The 21,854-nt window shown below is 59.8% G+C and carries 18 protein-coding genes; all 18 read left to right on the forward strand.

All coding sequences use genetic code 11. The annotated features are described in order from the left end of the window. Positions 1–97 precede the first annotated feature (97 nt). On the forward strand, positions 98–1,192 hold the full coding sequence (locus tag BLV07_RS47375) for a hypothetical protein (protein WP_091881617.1): 1,095 nt from the start codon (positions 98–100) through the stop codon (positions 1,190–1,192). After that, positions 1,185–1,526 (forward strand): hydrogenase maturation nickel metallochaperone HypA, encoded by a 342-nt coding sequence (gene hypA, locus BLV07_RS06890; protein ID WP_091881621.1) that lies wholly within the window; start codon positions 1,185–1,187, stop codon positions 1,524–1,526. The genes BLV07_RS47375 and hypA overlap by 8 nt, the downstream gene beginning before the upstream one ends. Further along, positions 1,526–2,485 carry a hydrogenase nickel incorporation protein HypB gene (gene hypB / locus BLV07_RS06895; protein WP_244550992.1) on the forward strand — a complete coding sequence of 320 codons (960 nt, stop codon included), beginning with the start codon at positions 1,526–1,528 and terminating at the stop codon, positions 2,483–2,485. Before hypA ends, hypB begins: the two co-directional genes overlap by 1 nt. After that, positions 2,482–4,737 carry a carbamoyltransferase HypF gene (hypF, locus tag BLV07_RS06900; RefSeq protein ID WP_091881625.1) on the forward strand — a complete coding sequence of 752 codons (2,256 nt, stop codon included), beginning with the start codon at positions 2,482–2,484 and terminating at the stop codon, positions 4,735–4,737. The genes hypB and hypF overlap by 4 nt, the downstream gene beginning before the upstream one ends. Positions 4,738–4,792: 55 nt before the next feature. Next, positions 4,793–4,972 carry a HypC/HybG/HupF family hydrogenase formation chaperone gene (locus BLV07_RS06905; protein ID WP_349524403.1) on the forward strand — a complete coding sequence of 60 codons (180 nt, stop codon included), beginning with the start codon at positions 4,793–4,795 and terminating at the stop codon, positions 4,970–4,972. Next, positions 4,969–6,111: a hydrogenase formation protein HypD gene (hypD, locus tag BLV07_RS06910; protein WP_091881634.1), complete on the forward strand. Its 1,143-nt coding sequence runs from the start codon at positions 4,969–4,971 to the stop codon at positions 6,109–6,111. Before BLV07_RS06905 ends, hypD begins: the two co-directional genes overlap by 4 nt. After that, positions 6,108–7,154, forward strand: a complete 1,047-nt coding sequence (gene hypE / locus BLV07_RS06915) for a hydrogenase expression/formation protein HypE (protein WP_091881639.1) — start codon at positions 6,108–6,110, stop codon at positions 7,152–7,154. The genes hypD and hypE overlap by 4 nt, the downstream gene beginning before the upstream one ends. Before the next feature lie 388 nt (positions 7,155–7,542). After that, a complete protein-coding gene (ald, locus tag BLV07_RS06920) occupies positions 7,543–8,655 on the forward strand; it encodes an alanine dehydrogenase (RefSeq protein WP_091881644.1) in 1,113 nt (370 codons plus the stop codon). A 759-nt stretch (positions 8,656–9,414) separates the two neighbouring features. Beyond that, a complete protein-coding gene (locus BLV07_RS06925; RefSeq protein ID WP_091881649.1) occupies positions 9,415–9,609 on the forward strand; it encodes a 4Fe-4S dicluster domain-containing protein in 195 nt (64 codons plus the stop codon). 194 nt (positions 9,610–9,803) lie between these two features. Continuing rightward, on the forward strand, positions 9,804–11,300 hold the full coding sequence (gene sufB / locus BLV07_RS06930; protein WP_091881653.1) for a Fe-S cluster assembly protein SufB: 1,497 nt from the start codon (positions 9,804–9,806) through the stop codon (positions 11,298–11,300). A gap of 66 nt (positions 11,301–11,366) precedes the next feature. Further along, a complete protein-coding gene (gene sufC, locus BLV07_RS06935; protein WP_091881657.1) occupies positions 11,367–12,119 on the forward strand; it encodes a Fe-S cluster assembly ATPase SufC in 753 nt (250 codons plus the stop codon). Between the two features lie 19 nt (positions 12,120–12,138). Beyond that, positions 12,139–13,461: a Fe-S cluster assembly protein SufD gene (gene sufD, locus BLV07_RS06940; protein WP_091881660.1), complete on the forward strand. Its 1,323-nt coding sequence runs from the start codon at positions 12,139–12,141 to the stop codon at positions 13,459–13,461. Next, complete coding sequence (locus tag BLV07_RS06945; RefSeq protein ID WP_091881665.1) at positions 13,458–14,705, forward strand: cysteine desulfurase; 1,248 nt, start codon at positions 13,458–13,460, stop codon at positions 14,703–14,705. The genes sufD and BLV07_RS06945 overlap by 4 nt, the downstream gene beginning before the upstream one ends. Before the next feature lie 466 nt (positions 14,706–15,171). Further along, entirely contained in the window at positions 15,172–16,674 is a 1,503-nt protein-coding gene (nifD, locus tag BLV07_RS06950) for a nitrogenase molybdenum-iron protein alpha chain (RefSeq protein WP_091882086.1), read from the forward strand. Between the two features lie 66 nt (positions 16,675–16,740). Next, positions 16,741–18,297, forward strand: coding sequence for a nitrogenase molybdenum-iron protein subunit beta (gene nifK / locus BLV07_RS06955; RefSeq protein ID WP_018319624.1), 1,557 nt, complete (start codon positions 16,741–16,743; stop codon positions 18,295–18,297). A gap of 97 nt (positions 18,298–18,394) precedes the next feature. Continuing rightward, complete coding sequence (nifE, locus tag BLV07_RS06960; RefSeq protein ID WP_091881669.1) at positions 18,395–20,041, forward strand: nitrogenase iron-molybdenum cofactor biosynthesis protein NifE; 1,647 nt, start codon at positions 18,395–18,397, stop codon at positions 20,039–20,041. Positions 20,042–20,051: 10 nt separating this feature from the next. Beyond that, positions 20,052–21,461: a nitrogenase iron-molybdenum cofactor biosynthesis protein NifN gene (gene nifN / locus BLV07_RS06965; RefSeq protein ID WP_091881673.1), complete on the forward strand. Its 1,410-nt coding sequence runs from the start codon at positions 20,052–20,054 to the stop codon at positions 21,459–21,461. Further along, a complete protein-coding gene (nifX, locus tag BLV07_RS06970) occupies positions 21,458–21,853 on the forward strand; it encodes a nitrogen fixation protein NifX (RefSeq protein ID WP_091881677.1) in 396 nt (131 codons plus the stop codon). The genes nifN and nifX overlap by 4 nt, the downstream gene beginning before the upstream one ends. The last annotated feature ends 1 nt before the right edge of the window (position 21,854 follow it).

Consider the following 21,854-nt stretch of genomic DNA (forward strand, 5'->3'; position numbering starts at 1 on the left):
GCTGGGAGAACATTCGGCATCGGGTGGGATCCCGTAGACGGCGCGTGCGCAGCGACCGCCGGCATAGCTTGCGCAGGATGTTGGCGGAGTGGTGCGCATGAGCCTCGCTGCCCGCAACAAAATTGATGTCACCGTATCGCTAGCTGCCGACGTAGTCGCCGCGGTCGAGATCCTGCCGCGTGTCCGACCGCCGCTGGCGCGGCTGTTCGCCGGCAAACAGGCCTCGTCGCTGCTCAAGGTGCTGCCGCGGCTCTTCGCGTTGTGTGCCGCCGCGCAGCAAACCGCACTGCTGTCCGCGATTGAGACGGCGCGCGACGAAGCGATCACCCGCACAACAAGACAGCATCGTATTGCGCTTATCGTTACCGAACGCATCGCGGATTTGCTACGGGGCCTCTTTGTCGGACATCTTACGCAAGACATCGCCAGTGCGGCGGCAATCCGCTCCCTGATGCGCGGAATGTCAGCGCTTGTCGGCAGCGCACAGCCAGCCTGGGGCTCCGCTCAACGCGAAGAGACAGCACGGATTGTGGCTGCGCTGGCCGCGCTCGGCATGCCGAATGAGGGTGGCGCGCTGAGGTCCGGTAGCCCATTGGCGCTTCGCATTGCAGCGCTTGATGAGATCGACCTGAAGTCAATTCCGGCGGAGCACTCGTACCTGTCTGTTGCTGACGACCGCAAAATCATTGAACGGCTGCTCGTGGATGACACGACATTTTGCTATTGTCCCGATCTCGACGGACATGCGCCCGAGACGGGTCCATGGGCGCGCCAAATGACGCGTGATCGGCTCTCGCCGAGACCAGCCGGTGCGGCCGAGCGGCTGAGGGCCAGAATTGCTGAAATCCTCCGGCTATGCGCCTGGCTCAAGGCCGGTGCTCAGATTGACTCGGCGGAGCATGGGATTGTCGAAAGATATAAGCTAGGGCCCGGCCGTGCAGCGGCCGCGGTCGAATGCGCCAGGGGGCGTCTCTTCCACGCGGTTGAGCTTGATCCTCAGGGCCGGATATCCCGCTTCGAATTCCTCGCGCCGACGGAGTGGAATTTCCACCGGCGCGGACCGCTTGTCCGGAACCTGCAGGGCGCGGTGCTGACGGCGAGACGACGTCGGGATGCAGTCCATGCAGTGATTGCATCGCTTGATCCGTGCGTCGGGTTCACCCTCAATTTTCGCGAAGTTGGCGATGCATGAAATGGCGATTTGTCTTGGCATTATTCAAATCGTCGAGGAGGAGGTACGTCATCGGTCGTTTTCGCGGGTGCGGAGCGTCTGTCTGGAGCTGGGAGCGCTGAGTCATGCCGCGCCTGAGGCGATCAGGTTCTGCTTTGCTGCCGTTGCAACGCGGACCGTTGCCGAGGGCGCGGTCCTTAACATCGTCGAACTTCCAGGCGTTGCCTGGTGCATGAGCTGTTCGAAGAGCGTCGAAATTGCACGGCGCGGTGAGCGCTGTCCCTGCTGCGGCAGTTATCAGTTGCAGGTAACCGCGGGCGAACAGATGCGGGTGAAAGAGCTGGAGATCGATTGATGTGTACCGTTTGCGGCTGCAGCGAAGGGACGCCGTCGACCGAATGCGCAAAAGCGCATGATGCGGAGAGCCACGCGCGTTACTATGCCCATGTGCAGGACGATTGCAATCGCCATTATGCCCATCCTCATGGCGACCAAGCCCTGCAGCGTTCATACCATGCTCGCGATAGTCATAGTCACCATCATCGCTCTGCCCATCACCAGGCTCATGGCGGGCAGGCGCTTCTGAGCGGCGGCGCTGGGCCGGCTGCCTTGAAGGTCACGGGCATGAGCAGAGAGCGGGTCATTCAGATCGAGCGCGATATTCTTGGCAAGAATAATGGGATTGCGGCGGACAACCGCGCGCTCTTCGTAGCCGATGACCTGCTTGTATTTAATCTTTTGTCCAGTCCCGGTGCGGGTAAAACGACGCTGCTTGTCCGCGCCGTCTCCGAGCTCAAGCGTAGCCGTCCGGTCGGGGTGATCGAAGGCGACCAGCAGACCTCGAACGATGCCGAACGCATTCGGGCCGCCGGCGTGCCGGCCATTCAAGTTAACACCGGCAAGGGTTGCCATCTCGATGCTGCAATGATTGGCGAGGCTTATCGCCGCTTGCCGCTGCTCACGGGCGGTATTCTCTTCATCGAGAACGTCGGTAATCTGATCTGTCCCGCAGCCTTCGATCTTGGCGAGGCCTGCAAGATCGTAGTGTTGTCGATGACCGAAGGTGAAGACAAGCCGCTCAAATATCCTGATATGTTTGCCGCTTCGTCGCTCATGGTGATCAACAAGATTGATCTGGCCCCTCTGCTTGAGTTCGATTTGGGCAAGACCATCGAATACGCCAGACGCGTCAATCCAAAGATCGACGTGCTTGTAGTTTCGGCGCGTACCGGCGAGGGTTTTGGCGCGCTCTACGCTTGGATCGATAGACAGGCGGGGCATCAGAGGCGCGCCGTAGAGGACACAAGGCGATGAGCGCCGCAACCACCTGCGACCGAACACGGCTGCGCGTGCGCGTGAGTGGGGCCGTGCAAGGGGTCGGGTTTCGTCCTTACGTCTATGGACTCGCTATGCGGTACGGATTGGCGGGGTTTGTCATCAACGGCCCCGAGGGCGTTATCATCGAGGTCGAGGGCGACCGTGCGTCAGAGTTTGTCGCCACCTTGCCGCTCGAGGGGCCTCCATTGGCACGCATCGACCACATCTGCGTTCGGGAGACTGCGGCGCTCGCGGCGAAAGACTTTTCGATCGGTACGAGCGAAGGCGGCAAATTTTCAACGCAGATCGTCGCTGATGCCGCGACCTGCCAGCAATGCCTCAATGAGCTGTTCGATCCAGAAAATCGGCATTACCTTTACCCATTCATCAGTTGCTGCCATTGCGGCCCACGCTACACCATCGCCGAACGGCTTCCGTACGATCGCCACAACACCGTGATGAGGGCTTTTCGGCTGTGCGCCGCCTGCGCGGCCGAATATGCCGATCCGGCGAGCCGCAGGTTTCATGCTGAGGCCATCGCGTGTCCGACATGCGGTCCTCGGCTCAGCCATGGGATCAGCGCCATTGTCGCGGCAATCGCGGGGGGACAAATCGTGGCGATAAAGGGGCTGGGCGGATACCAGCTTCTTTGCGATGCGCGTAACCAGGACGCCGTGCAGCGTTTGCGCAGGGGAAAGCAGCGCCTTCAGAAGCCGTTCGCGGTTATGGTCGATTCCATAGAGCGCGTCAGCGACATCGCGGAGGCGAACGCGCCCGAGCTTACGCTGCTCGAATCCGTAGCACGTCCCATCGTCCTTCTGCCTTCGCGCAACAATCTGGCGCCCGCCATAGCTCCTGGCTTATCGCGTGTGGGTGTCATGCTGCCTGTAGCGCCGCTGCATCACCTCATCTTTCATGCGCTTCGCTCGGCAGGAGCATGTGCGGGAGCCGGTCCGGTCATCGTCGCCACCAGTGCCAATCTTTGCGGCGAACCGCTCCTGATCGACAACGCGCAGGCGCTGCGGCGGCTCAAGGGGATCGCCGACCTTATCGTGACCCATGATCGCGATATCCTGACGCGTGCTGATGACTCCGTGGTGTCGGTGGTGGCTGGCCGGCCGCAATTCATTCGTCGTGCCCGTGGCTATGTTCCCGAACCGATCCGGCTTGCGAAGTCTGTGCCGCCCGTGCTCGCCGTCGGCGGCGCACTAAAATCGACCGTCACCATCACGCGGGACAACCAAGCGTTCGTCTCCCAGCATATTGGCGATCTGGATACGGCCGAAGGCATTCGTGCGTTCGAGGACACGATCCGACACCTCACATCGAGCCTTGACGTGGAGCCCGTCGTCATCGCCCATGATCTGCATCCCGATATGGCTTCCACCCGGTTTGCGGAAGCAAATGGCCGCGCGCTGGTGGCTGTCCAGCATCATCACGCACACGCTGCCGCAGTGATCGCCGAGCATGGCCATACGGGACCTGCGCTTGCCCTGGTGCTCGATGGCCATGGCTTTGGCTCCGAGGGCGGTAACTGGGGTGGCGAACTATTGTTGTGCGAAGGGACGAGCTGCCGACGCATCGGGCACTTAGCGCCCCTGCAAATGCCTGGTGGAGATCGTGCAGCCCGCGAGCCGTGGCGCATGGCGAGCGCAGTATTACACGGGCTCGGCCGGACTAACGAAATCGGGCCGCGCTTTGCGGCGCAACGCCAGGCCGGATATATGTCGGCCTTGCTCGATCAGCCGGGCGGGGCCACCACGACAAGTGCGGGCCGGTTGTTCGACGCGGCAGCGGCGCTGCTGGGGATTGCGAGTTTGCAGAGCTATGAGGGCGAAGCGGCGATGAAGCTCGAGGCGCTGGTGCGGCGGACTGCGATTCTCGAAGCCGGCTGGACAATCGATGGCGGCGTCCTGTCGCTTCAGCCGCTGTTTGCGCGGTTGGTTGCAGATGATATTGACGCCGCGGGCGGAGCCGGGCTGTTTCATGGCACCTTCGCCGCCGCCTGCGTTGACTGGGTCACGCGCTCTGCGCGGACAACCGGCGTTAATACCGTCGTTCTGAGCGGCGGCTGCTTCCTGAACGCGGTGCTGGCGGACGAAATCCCGCGCGGTTGCAGCGCTGCCGGCCTTACCCCGCTGGTGCCGCGGCGGGTGCCGCCCAATGATGGCGGTTTGAGCCTTGGCCAGGCCTGGATTGCCGCTCTGCAGATTGCTCAACGGTCGTCCGCCAGGGGAGGAACAGCCTGATATGTGTCTTTCGGTTCCGGCAAAGATCGCGAAAATTCTTCCCAACGACATGGCCATGGTGTCCATCGATGGCATTAGCCTGGAGATATCGATTGCTCTCATCGACGAGCTCGAGGTCGGCGATTGCGTCCTTGTCCATGTCGGCTATGCGCTGGCCAAGATCGATCCGACGGAAGCCAAGCGCACGCTAGAACTCCTGCAGGAGCTAGGCAGCGCAGGGGCACGCCGATCATGAAATATGCCGACGAATTCCGCGACAAGGCCATCGCGCAGGGAATTGCGCGTGCGATTGGCGCCGAGGTCAGTTCGCAAAGAGCCTATCGGTTCATGGAATTTTGCGGCGGACACACTCATGCGATCTCCCGCTACGGCCTGGAGGATCTGCTGCCCGCGAACGTCCGCATGATCCACGGGCCCGGTTGTCCCGTCTGCGTTCTGCCCGCCAGCCGAATCGACATGGCGATCCGCCTCGTCGAGCGACCAGAGGTCACTCTGTGCGCCTACGGCGACCTGATGCGCGCGCCTGGATCGCAAGGACAGTCCCTGTTGCGAGCCAAAGCGCTTGGTGCCGACATTCGGATGGTCTACTCGACGCTCGACGCTATCCGGCTCGCCGAACAGGCGCCGAGGCGCGAGGTGGTCTTCTTTGCCATCGGATTTGAGACCACGACCCCCCCGACGGCGGTGATGATCCGAATTGCCGAGAAGAAGCGGCTGAAGGGCCTCAGCGTGTTCTGCAACCACGTGCTTACACCGTCTGCAATGCACAGCATTCTCGAGAACCCGAAGATCCGCAACACCGGCGGGGTCCCAATTGACGGCTTCATCGGGCCTGCACATGTCAGCACCATTATCGGTACGCAGCCCTACGAGCCCCTGGCGGAACAATTCGAGAAGCCTATCGTGATCGCGGGATTTGAACCCCTCGACGTGATGCAGGCGATCCTGATGCTGGTGCGGCAGGTGAACCAAGACCGCTACGAGGTGGAGAACCAATACAGCCGTGCAGTGACACGCGAAGGCAATCGGCGCGCCAAGGAGGAGGTAGCGCAGATATTCGAACTGCGTGAGCAGTTTGAATGGCGTGGGCTCGGACTCGTACCCAACAGCGGACTGAAGCTGAAGCGGGCTTACACGCAATTCGACGCCGAGACGCGTTTTGCGATCCACGACCTGCGTGTCGCAGACAATCCGGCGTGCGAGTGCTGCGCGATCCTGCGTGGCGCCAAGCGGCCGGTCGATTGTAAGCTGTTTGGAACCGTCTGCACGCCGGAAACTCCCATAGGGTCCTGCATGGTGTCATCGGAAGGCGCTTGTGCGGCGTATTGGACCTATGGCCGAGTTCGCGATGAACAGTTGAGGCGGACGTCATGAGCGTAAAGGCCTATCAACGCAAGCTCGACGTCGAGAACGGACGGGTTGATCTTTCTCACGGATCCGGGGGCCGTGCCATGGCACAGCTGATCTCCGGCCTTTTTCACAAAGCCTTTGGTAATGAATGGCTCGCCCGCTGCAATGATCAGTCGGCGTTTGACGTTGCGGCAGGCAGGATGGTGATGACGACCGACGGCTATGTGGTCTCGCCGCTGTTCTTTCCCGGCGGCAATATCGGGTCACTGGCTGTGCACGGCACGATCAATGATGTCGCAATGTCCGGCGCGCGTCCCCTCTATCTGTCGGCCAGTTTTATCATCGAGGAGGGCTTCCGGTTTTCGGATCTGAAGGCGATCGCGGATTCGATGGGCGCGGCAGCGCGCGGGGCCGGCGTTTACATCATTGCCGGGGACACCAAGGTCGTCGAGCGCGGCAAGGCGGATGGTCTGTTCATCTCTACGACCGGGATCGGGATTGTGGCCGATGGGCTCGATCTCTCCGCCGACAAGGCAAGGGTCGGGGACCGTGTGCTGGTGTCCGGTAGCCTCGGCGATCATGGGGTGGCGATCATGTCAAAACGGCAGAACGTCGCTTTTCAAACCGAGGTCGTCTCGGATTCCGCAGCGTTGCATAACCTCGTAGCGGTCATGGTTGCCGCCGGCGGTGGCGGCATCCGGGTGATGCGCGACCCCACGCGCGGTGGGCTCGCCGCGACCCTCAACGAGATTGCGCATCAATCCGACCTCGGGATCCGCCTGCAGGAAGCATCCATTCCGGTGAAGCCCGCGGTTGCGGCTACCTGCGAACTCCTTGGACTCGATCCGGTCCATGTCGCCAATGAGGGCAAGCTCGTTGCGATCGTCGCGCCTGATTTGGCCGATGCCGTGCTTGCGGCCATGAAGGCGCACCCGCTCGGGTCCGATGCAGCTGATATTGGCGAGGCGGTGGCTGACGATCGGAAATTTGTGCAGATGGCGACCGGTTTCGGCGGCCGACGAATCGTCGATTGGCTGTGGGGCGAACAATTGCCTCGGATCTGTTGAACACGCTGCGCAACGTCCAGTTTTTTGGAAACCAAATTTATGATCAATGGCCATCAGCCATCAACTCTGGAAACGATCCCTTCTATGGGCAATCCTGCCCAACCGGCAGACTGCGATCTTCGCTCTTTAACAAGTTTCGGCGAGGCTGGATTTCGGTTGTTAGCTTTTCCACGAGCCGAGAACGCAATTCGAAACGATTCACCGCCATCGCGCAGTTTCGACGGTTAAGCTCAGCGAGCATGGTCACGCGATCCGCTCGGCACCCGTGGGTTTGAAATCCTGCGAAGCTTGTCAAATATCGCTGAATTCCTGCGCCATTTTGACGGCTGGGTCGCAATATCGCTGCGCGCTTCCGATTAGAAAGGCGCTTCAGGCAGGGAGTTTTCAAATGAAGGTCGGAGTCCCCAAGGAAATCAAGGCGCACGAATATCGCGTGGGCCTTACCCCTGGAGCTGTCCGCGAATACGTGGCAGCGGGCCACCGCGTGATGATCGAGGCCAATGCCGGCGCTGGCATTGGTGCAACCGATGACGATTATCGCAATGCTGGCGCAACGATTCTAACTTCCGCAGTTGAGGTATTCGCATCGAGCGAGATGATCGTAAAGGTTAAGGAGCCTCAGCCGTCCGAATGGTGTCAGCTGCGGGAAAATCAGATCCTGTTCACTTATCTGCATCTGGCCCCCGACCCGGATCAGGCCAAGGGCCTCCTGAAATCTGGATGCACCGCGATCGCCTATGAGACCGTAACTGATGCGCATGGTGGTCTTCCACTGCTGGCGCCGATGAGCGAGGTCGCGGGTAGGCTTGCGATCGAAGCGGCGGGTAGCGCCCTGAAGCGGAGTGCAGGCGGACGAGGGCTGTTGATCGGCGGGGTACCCGGTGTTCGGCCGGCCCGAATCGTGGTGATCGGAGGTGGCGTCGTTGGCACGCACGCGGCACGCATGGCGGTCGGTCTGGGCGCAGAGGTGACCATCATCGACCGTTCGATACTCCGGCTCCGCGAGTTGGACGAGCTATTCGAAGGACGCGTTCGCACCAGGTTTTCGACCATCGACTCCGTGGAGGAAGAGGTATTTGCGGCGGATGTGGTGATTGGTGCGGTGCTCGTTCCAGGTGCGAGCGCGCCGAAGCTGGTCCGCCGGAGCATGCTGAGCTCGATGCGCAAGGGGGCGGTGCTCGTGGATGTCGCTATCGATCAGGGCGGCTGCTTTGAGACATCGCACCCAACCACTCACGCTGAGCCAACTTACGAAGTGGATGGCGTCATTCATTATTGCGTGGCCAATATGCCCGGCGCCGTGCCGCTGACCTCGAGCCAGGCACTGAATAACGCGACGCTGCCGTTTGGTTTGGCTCTGGCCAACAAGGGTTTTTCCGCCGTGCTCGAAAATCCGCATTTGCGCGCAGGCCTCAACGTCCATCGGGGCCGGCTAACTTACAAAGCGGTGGCCGAAAGCCTCGGGCTACCCTTCTCACCGATCGAACAGGCTGCGGCCTGATCCCAGAGGCCCGTGATGGGCGTTTCCTCCCTGACTTAGGCCACCCTTCGGGGTGGCTTTTTTTCGGCTCCATCGATCTGGACCGCCGCCGGCATTTATTTGCCACGCGGAGCAAAGCGGAGGATCACCAGACGAAGGCCTGGCTTCAGTCCCCCGCACGATGCGAGACATTGTACTTTCGCCTCTTAAAGCGCATATGAATGCCGGTTTTGCCAAGTCATCCAAGGCAATTGAGAATGCGTCCCGCGGGTCCCCAGGACGCCCGCGATCACCTCAGCGACTTTATCTGGCGCGATCGCCGCGACCTTTTCTGACTGGCTGTGGGGACGCGGACCGGACCGGTGATCACTGCGCCGGTTGTTCATCGTGGTGATGTCGCCGAAGCCGCCGCTGTCCCGGTGAGTGGAACCAACAAGATGCGGCTCGGGGTCGACCTGACACACCGGCGGAGAACTTTGTGAAGTCGCGCGGCGCTTCGATCGTAGCCGCGGCACGGCGGCTATGGGAAGGATCGCAGATCGTTCCCTGAGGTTGGCTAACGCGGTTCACCTGATCGGCTGACTGCCGTGAGATCGACCATGCGTAAACCACCGCATCGAGATCAAGTTGCTGTCATGCCCGTTGTAGGATTTGCGACACCGTGTCGAGGCGGCGAGTCGCCTTATCGAAAATAGCCCAGACGAATCAAGGTTAAACCGTCTGGCACAAGACTTGAAAGCAAGAAACTGTCCCGCAACTTTTGCTCATGGAATCGCAGTCATGGCCTACAAGATAATCGCATCCCAGTGCACCGTCTGCGGTGCGTGTGAGTACGAATGTCCCAATGCCGCGATCAGCCTGAAGAACGACATATATGTGATCAATCCGACCCAGTGTACCCAATGTGAGGGGCATTTTGACACGCCGCAATGCGCCGTCGTTTGCCCGGTGCCCGATACCTGCGTGCCAGCATAGGTGGAGTAGCCGATGAGAGGAGCTCCGGCGCGAAACATGATGAAGATGCTATCGACAGCCGCCGCCTTTTGGATCCGTCTCCTGTTTCTCTCACTCGCTGGCCCCGAGTTGGCCGTGACTTGCGCGGTCCGCTCGGAGAGATTGCGGCGCAATCCTCGGCGGCGGGAGTTGTCCTTGCGCGAGCGGAGCGGGCGATGGTAGCTGTACAAGAGACGGTCGAGCGCGTCCGGCGGATCGACGTCGACCAATATCGATATGGGTTTGAGACGCTGATCGAGTCCGACAAGGCCCCGAAGGGGCTGTCGGAAGACACCGTTCGCTTCATATCCGCAAGGAAGAGTGAACCGGCCTGGATGCTGGAATGGCGCCTGGAGGCGCATCGCCGCTGGCTGACCATGACCGAGCCGACTTGGGCGCGCGTCGACTATCCCAAGATCGACTTCCAGGACATCTACTATTACGCGGCGCCGAAGCCGAAGAAGACGCTGTCCTCGATCGACGAGATCGATCCGGAGATCCTGAAAACCTACGAGAAGCTCGGCATCCCGCTGCGCGAGGTCGCGACCCTCGAGGGCGTCGAGCCGCCACCCGGCGGCGAGCAGACGCCGAACCGCAAGATCGCGGTCGATGCGGTGTTCGATTCGGTCTCGGTTGCGACCACCTTCAAGGCGGAGCTGAAGAAGGCCGGCGTGATTTTCATGCCGATCTCGGAGGCGATCCGCGAGCATCCTGAGCTGGTGCAGAAATATCTGGGATCGGTGGTTCCGACCTCGGACAATTTCTACGCGACGCTGAACTCGGCGGTGTTCTCCGACGGCTCATTCGTCTACGTGCCGCCGGGCGTGCGCTGCCCGATGGAGCTGTCGACCTATTTCCGCATCAACGAGCGCAACACCGGCCAGTTCGAGCGCACGCTGATCATCGCGGACAAGGGCTCGTACGTCTCCTATCTCGAAGGCTGCACCGCGCCGCAGCGCGACGAGAACCAGCTGCATGCCGCCGTGGTCGAGCTCGTCGCGCTCGATGACGCCGAGATCAAATATTCGACGGTGCAGAACTGGTATCCCGGCAATTCGGAAGGCAAGGGCGGCATCTACAATTTCGTCACCAAGCGTGGCGACTGCCGCGGCGCCCATTCCAAGATCTCGTGGACCCAGGTCGAAACGGGTTCGGCGATCACCTGGAAATATCCGAGCTGCATCCTGCGCGGCGATAATTCCCGCGGCGAGTTCTACTCGATCGCGATCTCGAACGGCTTCCAGCAGGTCGATTCGGGAACCAAGATGATTCATCTCGGCAAGAACACGTCGAGCCGGATCATCTCCAAGGGCATTGCTGCCGGCAAATCGCAGAACACCTATCGCGGCCTCGTCACCGCGCACCGCAAAGCGACCGGCGCGCGCAACTTCACCGCCTGCGATTCCTTGTTGATCGGCGACAAATGCGGCGCGCACACCGTGCCGTACATCGAAGCCAAAAATTCGTCGGCGACGTTCGAGCACGAGGCGACGACCTCGAAGATCTCCGAGGACGTGCTGTTCTACTGCATCCAGCGCGGCGTCAGCCAAGAAGAGGCCGTCGGCCTCGTCGTCAACGGCTTCGTCAAGGACGTTCTGCAAAAACTGCCGATGGAGTTCGCAGTGGAGGCGCAGAAGCTGATCTCGATCTCGCTCGACGGATCTGTCGGATAACCAAACCTCCCGCGAGCCCTCTCGAATGCGGCTCGCCAGATGACGCATTTCAGGGATCGGATCAGAATGGCGCTACTCGAAATCCGAGATTTGCAGGTTGGTGTCGAAGACCGCGAAATTATTCGCGGCCTCGATCTTGACGTCAATGCGGGTGAGGTACACGCGATCATGGGGCCGAACGGCTCCGGTAAATCGACGCTCTCTCATGTCATCGCCGGCAAGCCAGGCTATGAGATCAACGGCGGACAAATCCTGTTCAGGGGCGAGAACCTGTTGCGGATGCAGCCAAATGAACGTGCCGCCAAGGGCGTGTTCTTGGCATTCCAGTATCCGGTCGAGATCCCCGGCGTGACCAACATGAACTTCCTTCGGGCGGCACTGAACGCCCAGCGCAAGGCGCGCGACCAACGGGAATTCTCCACCCCCGAATTTCTGAAAAGAGTCCGCGAGGTGGCCGGTTCGCTCAACATTCCCCAGGACATGATCAAGCGCAGCGTCAATGTCGGCTTCTCCGGCGGCGAGAAGAAGCGCAATGAAATTTTGCAGATGGCGCTGTTCGAGCCGAGACTGTGCATCCTGGACGAGATCGATTCCGGCCTCGATATCGACGCGCTGCGTATCGTCGCCAGCGGCATCAACGCCTTGCGTTCGCCGGAACGAGCGATGCTCGTGATCACCCACTATCGGCGGCTTCTCGACCATATCGTGCCGGACATTGTGCACGTGATGTCGAAAGGGCGGGTCATGAAGAGCGGCGGAAAAGAACTCGCGCTGGAGCTCGAGGCTTGTGGCTACGCCCAATTCGAAGACGCGGCCTGACGGCTCTAGGGATTCCCCGATGAAGCAGGTTTTGGCCAATGCCGACGCCGAACGCGCAATGGGCAATGTTTTCGCTGCGGCGCGTGGACGGCTGCCTGGTGCAGGCCCTGTCCCCCAAATCCGGGCGAGGGCATTGGAGCTCTACGAGCGTACCGGCCTCCCGCATCGGCGCATGGAGGATTGGAAATACACTGATCTGCGCGCCCTGATCGGCGAGGTGCTGCCACTCGCTCCGCGACCGGATGCGGAGGCGCTGGTGCGCGCAAAGGTGTCGGCCAAGCAAGTGGCTGCCGATCAGGCGGTCAAGCTCGTTTTGGTGGATGGCATATTCGCGCCGGAGCTGTCCGATTTCGGCGGGCTCGAAAATGAAGTCGTTGTGCGGTCGCTGCGAGAGGTTCTGGAGAATTCGGCCACTGCGGCCATGGCCGGTCTGGTGCTGTCGACGACGAGCGATCCGGCAATCTCGCTCAATGCCGCAATGGCGACAGATGGCCTGGTGATTACGGTCGCCGATGGCAATGCGGTGAAGCGTCCAATTCAAATCATTCACGTCGCAACCGGACTGTCGGTGTCCACCTTTACACGCTCCTATCTGCAGCTCGGTAAAGGAGCGCATGCGGCCATCGTCGAAAGTTTCGTCCCGGCTGAAGGCGCGAGCGGCTATCAAGCCAACGATGCGATAATCGCCCTGGTTGGTGACGAGGCGAGCCTTTCGCATATCCGCGTGGCAGCCGATGCCTCCGACGCCGTGAACATCTCCTCGGCGATCATCGCAGTCGGCGCCAAGGCTAAGCTCGACCTCTTCAGCATGACCTGCAGCGGCTCCATCAGTCGCTATCAGGGATTCATCACGCTGGCCGGCGAGGGAACCAAGCTTTCGGCGAATGGGGTTAATCTCATCAGGGACAAGCTGCACGCCGACACAACGATCGTGGTCGACCACGCCGTACCACATTGCACCAGTCGGGAGAAGTTCCGCGCGGTCGTCGACGATTGCGGCCGCTCGGTGTTTCAGGGCAGAATCGTCGTTCGTCCCGCCGCCCGCAAGACGGACGCCACCCTGACGACGCGAGCGTTGCTCCTATCGGACCAGGCCGAGGCCGACAATAAGCCCGAACTTGAAATCTTGGCTGACGACGTGACCTGCGGCCACGGAGCGACTTCCGGTGCGCTCGACGACACTCTCGTATTCTATCTGCGCGCTCGGGGGCTACCCGAGAAGGATGCGCAGATGTTGCTGATTAAAGCGTTCGTTGGCGAGTCGATTGAGGAGATCACTTCCGAGAATCTACGCGATTTTGTGGCAGCGCAAGCTGAACACTGGCTGCAGGCGGGGCGATGAGCGCACATCCCGCCGTGAGCAATGGTAGTTACGAGGTCAACCGTCTGCGTTCTGACTTTCCTGCGCTGGCCATGACGGTGTACGGCAAGCCGCTTGTTTACCTCGATAACGCTGCATCCGCGCAAAAGCCCAACGCGGTGCTTGACCGTATGATGCAGGTGTACTCCAGCGAATACGCCAACGTTCATCGCGGCTTGCACTACCTCGCTAACGCGGCGACCGAGGCGTATGAAGGCGCCCGTACCAAGGTGGCGCAGTTTGTGAACGCGCATTTAAACGAAGAGATCATCTTCACCCGGAGCGCCACGGAGGCGATCAATCTGGTCGCCCAGACTTTTGGCCGTGAACGCATTACCCCCGGTGATGAGATCGTTCTCTCGATTATGGAACACCACTCCAACATTGTGCCATGGCACCTTCTCAGGGAACGACTCGGTGCAGTGATCAAATGGGCGCCAGTGGATGATGACGGAAACTTTTTGCTCGATGATTTTGAGCGACTGCTGACCCCGCGCACCAAGATGGTTGCAATCACACAAATGTCGAACGTGCTCGGCACGGTGTTGCCGGTGAAAGAGGTGGTGAGGATCGCGCATGCTCGTGGTATCCCGGTGCTCGTCGACGGCTCGCAAGGATGCGTCCATCTGAGCGCCGACGTCCGCGACATTGATTGCGATTTCTACGTCATGACGGGCCACAAACTCTATGGTCCGACTGGGATCGGTGTGCTTTACGGCAAGTCTGAGCATCTGGCATCGATGCCGCCCTTCAATGGCGGCGGGGAGATGATTCGCGAGGTCTCGCGTTCCGGAGTCATTTATGGTGATCCGCCACACCGGTTCGAAGCGGGTACGCCGCCGATCGTCGAAGCCATCGGTTTAGGCGCGGCTATCGATTACATCAATTCAATAGGCAAGGTGCAGATCCGCAGGCACGAGAGCGTACTGCTCGCTTACGCGCAGGAGAGGCTGGCGGATATCAACTTCGTGCGCATGATCGCGACCCCGGCCGAGAAGGGACCGATCATTTGTTTTGATATGAAGGGTGCGCATGCGCATGATATTGCCACCGTCGTCGACCGCGCCGGTGTAGCGATGCGGGCGGGGGCCCACTGTGCGATGCCGCTGCTCAAGCGCTTCGGCGTGCTGGCGACGTGCCGTGCGTCGCTCGGACTTTACAATACACGTGAAGAGATTGATGTGCTCGTGCGTGCGCTTATCAAGGCGCGGCAGCTGTTCTCGTGATTCGGCGAGCCTACGACGTCCAGGTGGCGAGGCAGCTCGCATTGAAGTCTGGAGGATGAGGTCATGCACCTCATCGTCATCGCAGCAGGTAAGCACCTGTAGGTCTCAGCAAGCATAGATAGCATTGGCAAGCCTGTGTCGGGCAGCCGGCCTTGCAGCCGGTCTTCCTGCACGGCCGCCTTCGGCGAGCGCGATCGCAGAGTACTGCGATCGCGGACACGCTCGAGAATTGGGCGGGCAATTCACGCATAGCCAGCCCTTGTTCCTTTTCGAACAGGGCCAAACCAAGAGTTCTCTGCCCAAAGCGTGATGTCGGGTTCGCAACAACACCCCCTTTCACCGCACGAGGCGCGCTAAGCGATTTTGATTGCTGTGTTTTTTGTGCTCACGCGACGCTGGCATGCTGGTTGCAAAAGTCTTGGTCAAGAAGCCGCCCTCGCAACAGCTAACCATTCAAGGACATCAGATGAGTCTCGCCACGACCCAGAGCATCGCAGAAATCAGGGCTCGCAACAAAGAGCTGATCGAGGAGGTGCTGAAGGTCTATCCGGAGAAAACCGCGAAACGGCGTGCCAAGCACCTCAACGTTCACCAAGCCGGCAAGTCTGACTGCGGGGTGAAGTCCAACATCAAATCCATACCTGGCGTGATGACGATCAGAGGCTGCGCCTATGCAGGGTCAAAGGGGGTGGTCTGGGGACCGATCAAGGACATGGTCCATATCAGCCATGGCCCGGTCGGCTGCGGTCAGTATTCGTGGGGCTCGCGACGCAACTATTACGTTGGCACGACGGGCATCGATAGCTTCGTGACCCTGCAGTTCACCTCCGACTTCCAGGAAAAGGATATCGTATTCGGTGGCGACAAAAAGCTGGTGAAGATCCTTGACGAAATCCAGGAGCTGTTTCCACTCAACAACGGCATCACGATCCAATCGGAATGCCCGATCGGCTTGATCGGTGACGACATCGAGGCCGTATCAAGAGCGAAATCCAAGGAATATGGCGGCAAGACCATCGTGCCGGTCCGTTGTGAGGGCTTTCGGGGCGTGTCGCAGTCACTAGGCCACCACATTGCCAACGACGCGGTGCGGGATTGGATTTTCGACCAGCTCGAGCCCGACGGCAAGCCAAAGTTCGAGCCGACGCCGTACGATGTTGCGATCATCGGAGACTACAATATTGGCGGCGACGCCTGGTCATCACGAATTCTTCTGGAGGAGATGGGCCTGCGGGTGATCGCGCAGTGGTCCGGCGACGGTTCACTGGCTGAGCTCGAGGCAACGCCGAAGGCAAAGCTCAACATTCTGCATTGCTACCGTTCCATGAACTACATCTCACGCCACATGGAAGAGAAGTTCGGTATTCCGTGGTGCGAGTACAACTTCTTCGGACCGTCAAAGATCGCAGAGTCGCTGCGCAAGATTGCGGGTTATTTCGACGACAAGATTAAGGAAGGCGCCGAGCGGGTGATTGAAAAGTACCAACCGCTGGTGAACGCCGTGATCGCGAAATATCGCCCGCGCCTGGAGGGCAGGACGGTGATGCTGTACGTCGGCGGGCTCCGTCCGCGTCATGTGATTGGCGCATACGAGGACCTCGGGATGGAAGTCATTGGCACCGGATACGAGTTCGGTCACAACGACGACTATCAGCGCACAGCTCAGCACTACATAAAGGACAGCACGCTCATCTACGATGACGTCAATGGCTATGAGTTCGAGCGCTTCGTCGAAAAGCTCCAGCCTGACCTTGTCGGCTCGGGCATCAAGGAAAAATACGTTTTCCAAAAGATGGGTGTGCCGTTCCGGCAGATGCACTCCTGGGACTATTCGGGTCCATATCACGGCTATGACGGCTTTGCGATCTTTGCGCGCGACATGGACATGGCCGTCAACTCGCCGGTCTGGAAGAAAACGAAGGCCCCTTGGAAGGAAGCTTCGAGGGCCAAGCTCCTGGCTGCAGAATAAAGCAACTCATCTCGCTCTCTGGGAAAGCCGGGGCGATACCAATCTCGATAGTGAAGGACTTCAACAATGGCGCAGAGTGCCGAACACGTGCTCGATCATCTCGAACTGTTCCGCGGTCCAGAATACCAGCAGATGCTGGCCAAGAAAAAGATATTCGAGAATCCTCGCGATCCCGCCGAGGTCGAACGTATCAAGGAATGGACGAAAACGGCCGAATATCGCGAAAAGAACTTTGCGCGGGAGGCGCTAGCGGTAAATCCGGCCAAGGCCTGCCAGCCGCTTGGCGCCGTATTCGCCTCTGTTGGCTTTGAGGGCACGCTGCCCTTCGTCCACGGCTCGCAAGGCTGCGTGGCTTATTACCGCAGCCATCTGTCGCGGCACTTCAAGGAGCCTAGCTCCTGCGTTTCTTCGTCGATGACGGAAGACGCTGCAGTATTCGGCGGCCTGAACAACATGATCGACGGGCTCGCGAACAGCTACAACATGTACAAACCCAAGATGATTGCGGTCTCCACGACCTGCATGGCCGAGGTGATCGGCGATGACCTCAACGCTTTCATCAAGACGTCAAAAGAGAAAGGCTCGGTTCCGGCGGACTTCGACGTGCCGTTCGCCCACACGCCGGCGTTCGTCGGCAGCCACGTCACCGGTTATGACAATGCGCTCAAGGGCATTCTGGAGCATTTTTGGGACGGCAAGGCCGGAACAGCGCCGAAGCTGGAGCGCAAGCCGAACGGGGCGATCAACATCATTGGTGGGTTCGATGGCTATACCGTCGGAAACCTTCGCGAGATCAAGCGCATCTTGGCGTTGATGGGCATCCAGCACACGATTCTCGCCGATAATTCTGAAGTCTTCGATACTCCGACAGACGGCGAATTCCGGATGTATGACGGCGGCACGACGCTGGAAGATGCGGCCAACGCGGTTCACGCCAAGGCGACAATCTCCATGCAGCAGTGGTGCACCGAAAAAACGCTGCCATTCGTGGCTGAGCATGGGCAGGACGTCGTATCCTTCAACTACCCGGTGGGCTTATCCGCAACGGATGACTTTCTCGTGGCGCTGTCACGCATCAGCGGCAAGGAGATTCCCGAGCAACTCGCGCGAGAACGTGGCCGCCTGGTCGATGCCATCGCTGACTCCAGCTCGCATATCCATGGCAAGAAGTTCGCGATCTATGGCGATCCGGATCTTTGCTATGGGTTGGCTGCGTTTCTGCTCGAACTCGGCGCCGAACCGACCCATGTGCTGTCCACCAACGGCAACAAGGCGTGGCACGAAAAAATGCAGGCGCTGCTTGCTAGCTCGCCATTTGGGCAGGGGTGCCAAGCCTATCCGGGCCGAGACCTCTGGCACATGCGTTCACTCCTGTTCACCGAGCCGGTCGATTTTCTGATTGGCAACACCTATGGCAAGTATCTGGAGCGTGATACCGGAACGCCACTGATCCGCATCGGCTTTCCGGTTTTTGATCGGCATCACCATCACCGCTCCCCCCTATGGGGCTATCAGGGCGGCCTGAATGTGCTGGTGAAGATCCTGGACAAGATCTTCGACGAGATCGACAAGAAGACAAACGTTCTTGGCAAAACTGACTACAGCTTCGACATCATTCGTTGATGAGCGACCGTGCGCGTGCCATCGCCCAAGCACTCGACGATGGTACAAGCACACGACGGTTGACCATGCAATTAGTTTGCGCTGAGAGGAAAAAGGGATGAGTTCACTAGCGGCCACGGTCCAAAATATTTTCGACGAGCCGGGCTGCGCCAAGAATGGCAGTAAGTCGGAGGCTGAACGGAAGAAGGGCTGCACCAAACAGCTGCAGCCGGGTAGCGCCGCCGGCGGCTGTGCTTTCGATGGCGCCAAGGTTGCGCTGCAGCCGTTCACTGACGTCGCTCACTTGGTGCATGGTCCGATCGCGTGCGAAGGTAATTCCTGGGACAATCGCGGCGCGGCGTCGTCCGGCTCGAATCTGTGGCGCACCGCATTCACAACCGATTTGAGCGAAACCGATATTGTATTCGGAGGCGAGAAGCGGCTCTGCAAAGCGATCAAGGAGATCATCGACAAGTGCGACCCGCCCGCCATCTTCGTCTATCAAACCTGCATCCCGGCGATGATCGGCGACGACATCAACGCAGTCTGTAAGGCAGCATCTCAAAGGTTCGCAAAGCCGGTGATCCCGATCAATTCCCCGGGCTTCGTCGGCTCGAAGAACCTCGGTAATAAACTCGCCGGCGAGGCTTTGCTCGACTATGTAATCGGGACGCAAGAACCGGACTACACCACGCCGTACGATATCAACCTGATCGGGGAATACAACCTTTCGGGAGAGCTCTGGCAAGTGAAGCCATTGCTAGACGAGCTTGGGATACGGATTCTCTCCTGCATCTCCGGCGATGGCAAATATCGCGAAGTCGCTTCATCTCATCGCGCGCGGGCGGCGATGTTGGTGTGCTCAAAGTCCATGATCAACGTCGCACGCAAGATGGAGGAACGCTACGGGATCCCGTTCTTCGAGGGGTCGTTCTACGGTATTCAAGATTCGAGCGAATCGCTGCGTCAGCTTGCCCGCTTATTGGTTGAACGCGGCGCGCCGACAGATCTGCTCCGCCGCACCGAAGCGGTGATCGCGCGCGAGGAGGCGTGGGCCTGGGCTGCGATCGAGCCGTACAAGCAACGATTCGAAGGCAAGAAGGCCTTGTTGATTACCGGCGGCGTCAAGTCATGGTCGGTCGTTGCGGCACTCCAGGAAGCCGGGCTTGAGTTAGTCGGAACCAGCGTGAAGAAATCAACCAGGGAAGACAAGGAGCGCATCAAGGAGCTCATGGGGCAGGATGCCCACATGATCGAGGACATGACGCCGCGCGAAATGTACAAGATGTTGAAGGACGCAAAAGCGGACATCATGCTATCGGGCGGCAAGTCGCAGTTCGTCGCGCTGAAAGCGGCGATGCCCTGGCTCGATATCAACCAGGAGCGCTGCCACGCCTATATGGGCTATGTCGGAATGGTCAAGCTGGTGGAGGAGATCGATAAGTCGCTCTCCAGTCCGATGTGGGAGCAGCTACGTCGACCGGCACCATGGGACGCATTGGCCAAGGCGATGGAGCAGATGCAATCGCCGGTGGCCGCGATCGACTGTGATCCGACGCTCGCCGAAACCGCGCGCCGCGCCAAGAAGATCTGCGTGTGTAACACGGTCGATCTGGGCACGATCGAGGATGCAATCTACGCGCACGGCCTGAGGAGCGTCGCAGCGGTCAGAGAGCATACCAATGCGGTCGGTGGCTGCTGCCAAAGACGCATCGAAGGTATCTTGGTGTCCGAGCCATCTGCCATGCGACAGGCCGCAGAATAGGGGAGGCGTCATGGCCATCGTCACGGCGCCGACAAAGGCCTGCGCTGTCAACCCGCTGAAGATGAGCCAGCCGATCGGCGGCGCATTCGCCTTCATGGGGCTGCGCGGGGCGATGCCGCTTCTGCACGGATCCCAGGGGTGCACATCCTTCGGGCTCACGCTCTTTGTCCGGCATTTCAAAGAGGCAGTACCGCTGCAGACCACCGCGATGAGCGAAGTCGCGACCGTACTCGGCGGCTATGAGAATCTCGAGCAGGCGATACTGAACATCTACAACCGTACCAAGCCAAAGATCATCGGAATCTGCTCGACCGGTGTCACTGAGACCAACGGCGACGATGTGGATGCCTACCTCAAGCTCATCCGGAGCAAGCATCCGCAACTTGCAAAGTTGCCACTGGTGTATGTCTCGACGCCTGATTTCAAGGGCGCGTTCCAGGACGGCTGGGAGAAGGCTGTGGCGCGCATTGTGGAGGTGCTGGTGGAAGGGCCCAGCGCCAATGGCCTGCGGGATCCATCGAAGGTGAATGTTCTGCCGGGATGTCACCTCACGCCCGGCGACCTGGATGAACTCCGTGTCATATTGGAGGATTTCGGGTTGTGCCCGTCCTTCCTCCCTGACCTCGCGGGATCGCTCGATGGGCATATCCCCGATGAGTTTACGCCAACGACCATCGGCGGCATCGGCGTCGACGAAATTGCGAGCATGGGCCGCGCCGGGTGGACGATTGCAATCGGCGCGCAGATGCGGCGAGCGGCAGAGGTCATGCAGGTCAAGACCGACGTGCCTTTTCGTGTCTTCGAGCGGCTGTGTGGTCTCTGTCCGAACGACGAATTCATGACGTTCTTGAGCGAGATCAGCGGCCGCCCCATACCATTGAAATATCGGCGCCAGCGCGGTCAGCTCGCCGATGCAATGCTGGACGCGCACTTCCATATTGGCGGTCGCAAAGTTGCGATCGGCGCTGAGCCAGATCTTCTGTTCGATCTGTCCGGCATGCTGCACGACATGGGCGCGCACGTGACCGCGGCCGTGACGACCACTCAGTCGGAGGTGATCGAGCGGATCAAGACCAAGGAGGTACTCATTGGCGATCTCGAGGATCTGGAAGGGCTTGCCAAAACAAAGCATTGCGACCTGCTGATCACGCATTCGCATGGCAGGCAAGCGGCGGCCCGGCTGAAAGTGCCGTTCTATCGTATGGGGTTTCCGATGTTCGATCGACTTGGCGCGGGACACCAACTATCCGTGGGCTATCGTGGTACCCGCAATCTGATCTTCGAAATCGCCAATCTCGTGATCGCGCACCGCGAGGAGAACGATCAGCCTACGCCCGATAGATGGCGGACTGCGGCCGGACTACCACGATGCTCGGGGTATCGCAGCTCCACCGGCGCAGCTGAGAGGTCGATTGCATGAAGGTCGCATTTGCCACTCAGGACCTGAGACGCGTCGATGCCCATTTTGGTTGGGCAAAGAATATCGCAATCTACGATGTCACGCCTGGCGGGCACGTGTTTCTCAAAGCGATTGAGTTTGAGGGCGATCTTAAGGAAGACGGCAACGACGACAAGTTGGCGCCGAAGATCGAGGCGATCAAGGATTGCGCAATCCTTTACGTCGCCGCCATTGGCGGTGCCGGGGCTGCGCGAGTGGTGGCCAACAAGATCCATCCTATCAAGGTGAATAAGCCAGAAAGCATTCTGGTGTTGCTCGAAAAACTCGAGCGCGTACTGAAGGGCACGCCACCTCCCTGGCTACGCAAGGCCATGGCAAAGGACCGACGGTGTACGTTCGAGTTCGATGAATGAG

Origin of the sequence: Bradyrhizobium sp. Rc2d (assembly GCF_900099855.1) — a bacterium.
Taxonomy (GTDB): domain Bacteria; phylum Pseudomonadota; class Alphaproteobacteria; order Rhizobiales; family Xanthobacteraceae; genus Bradyrhizobium.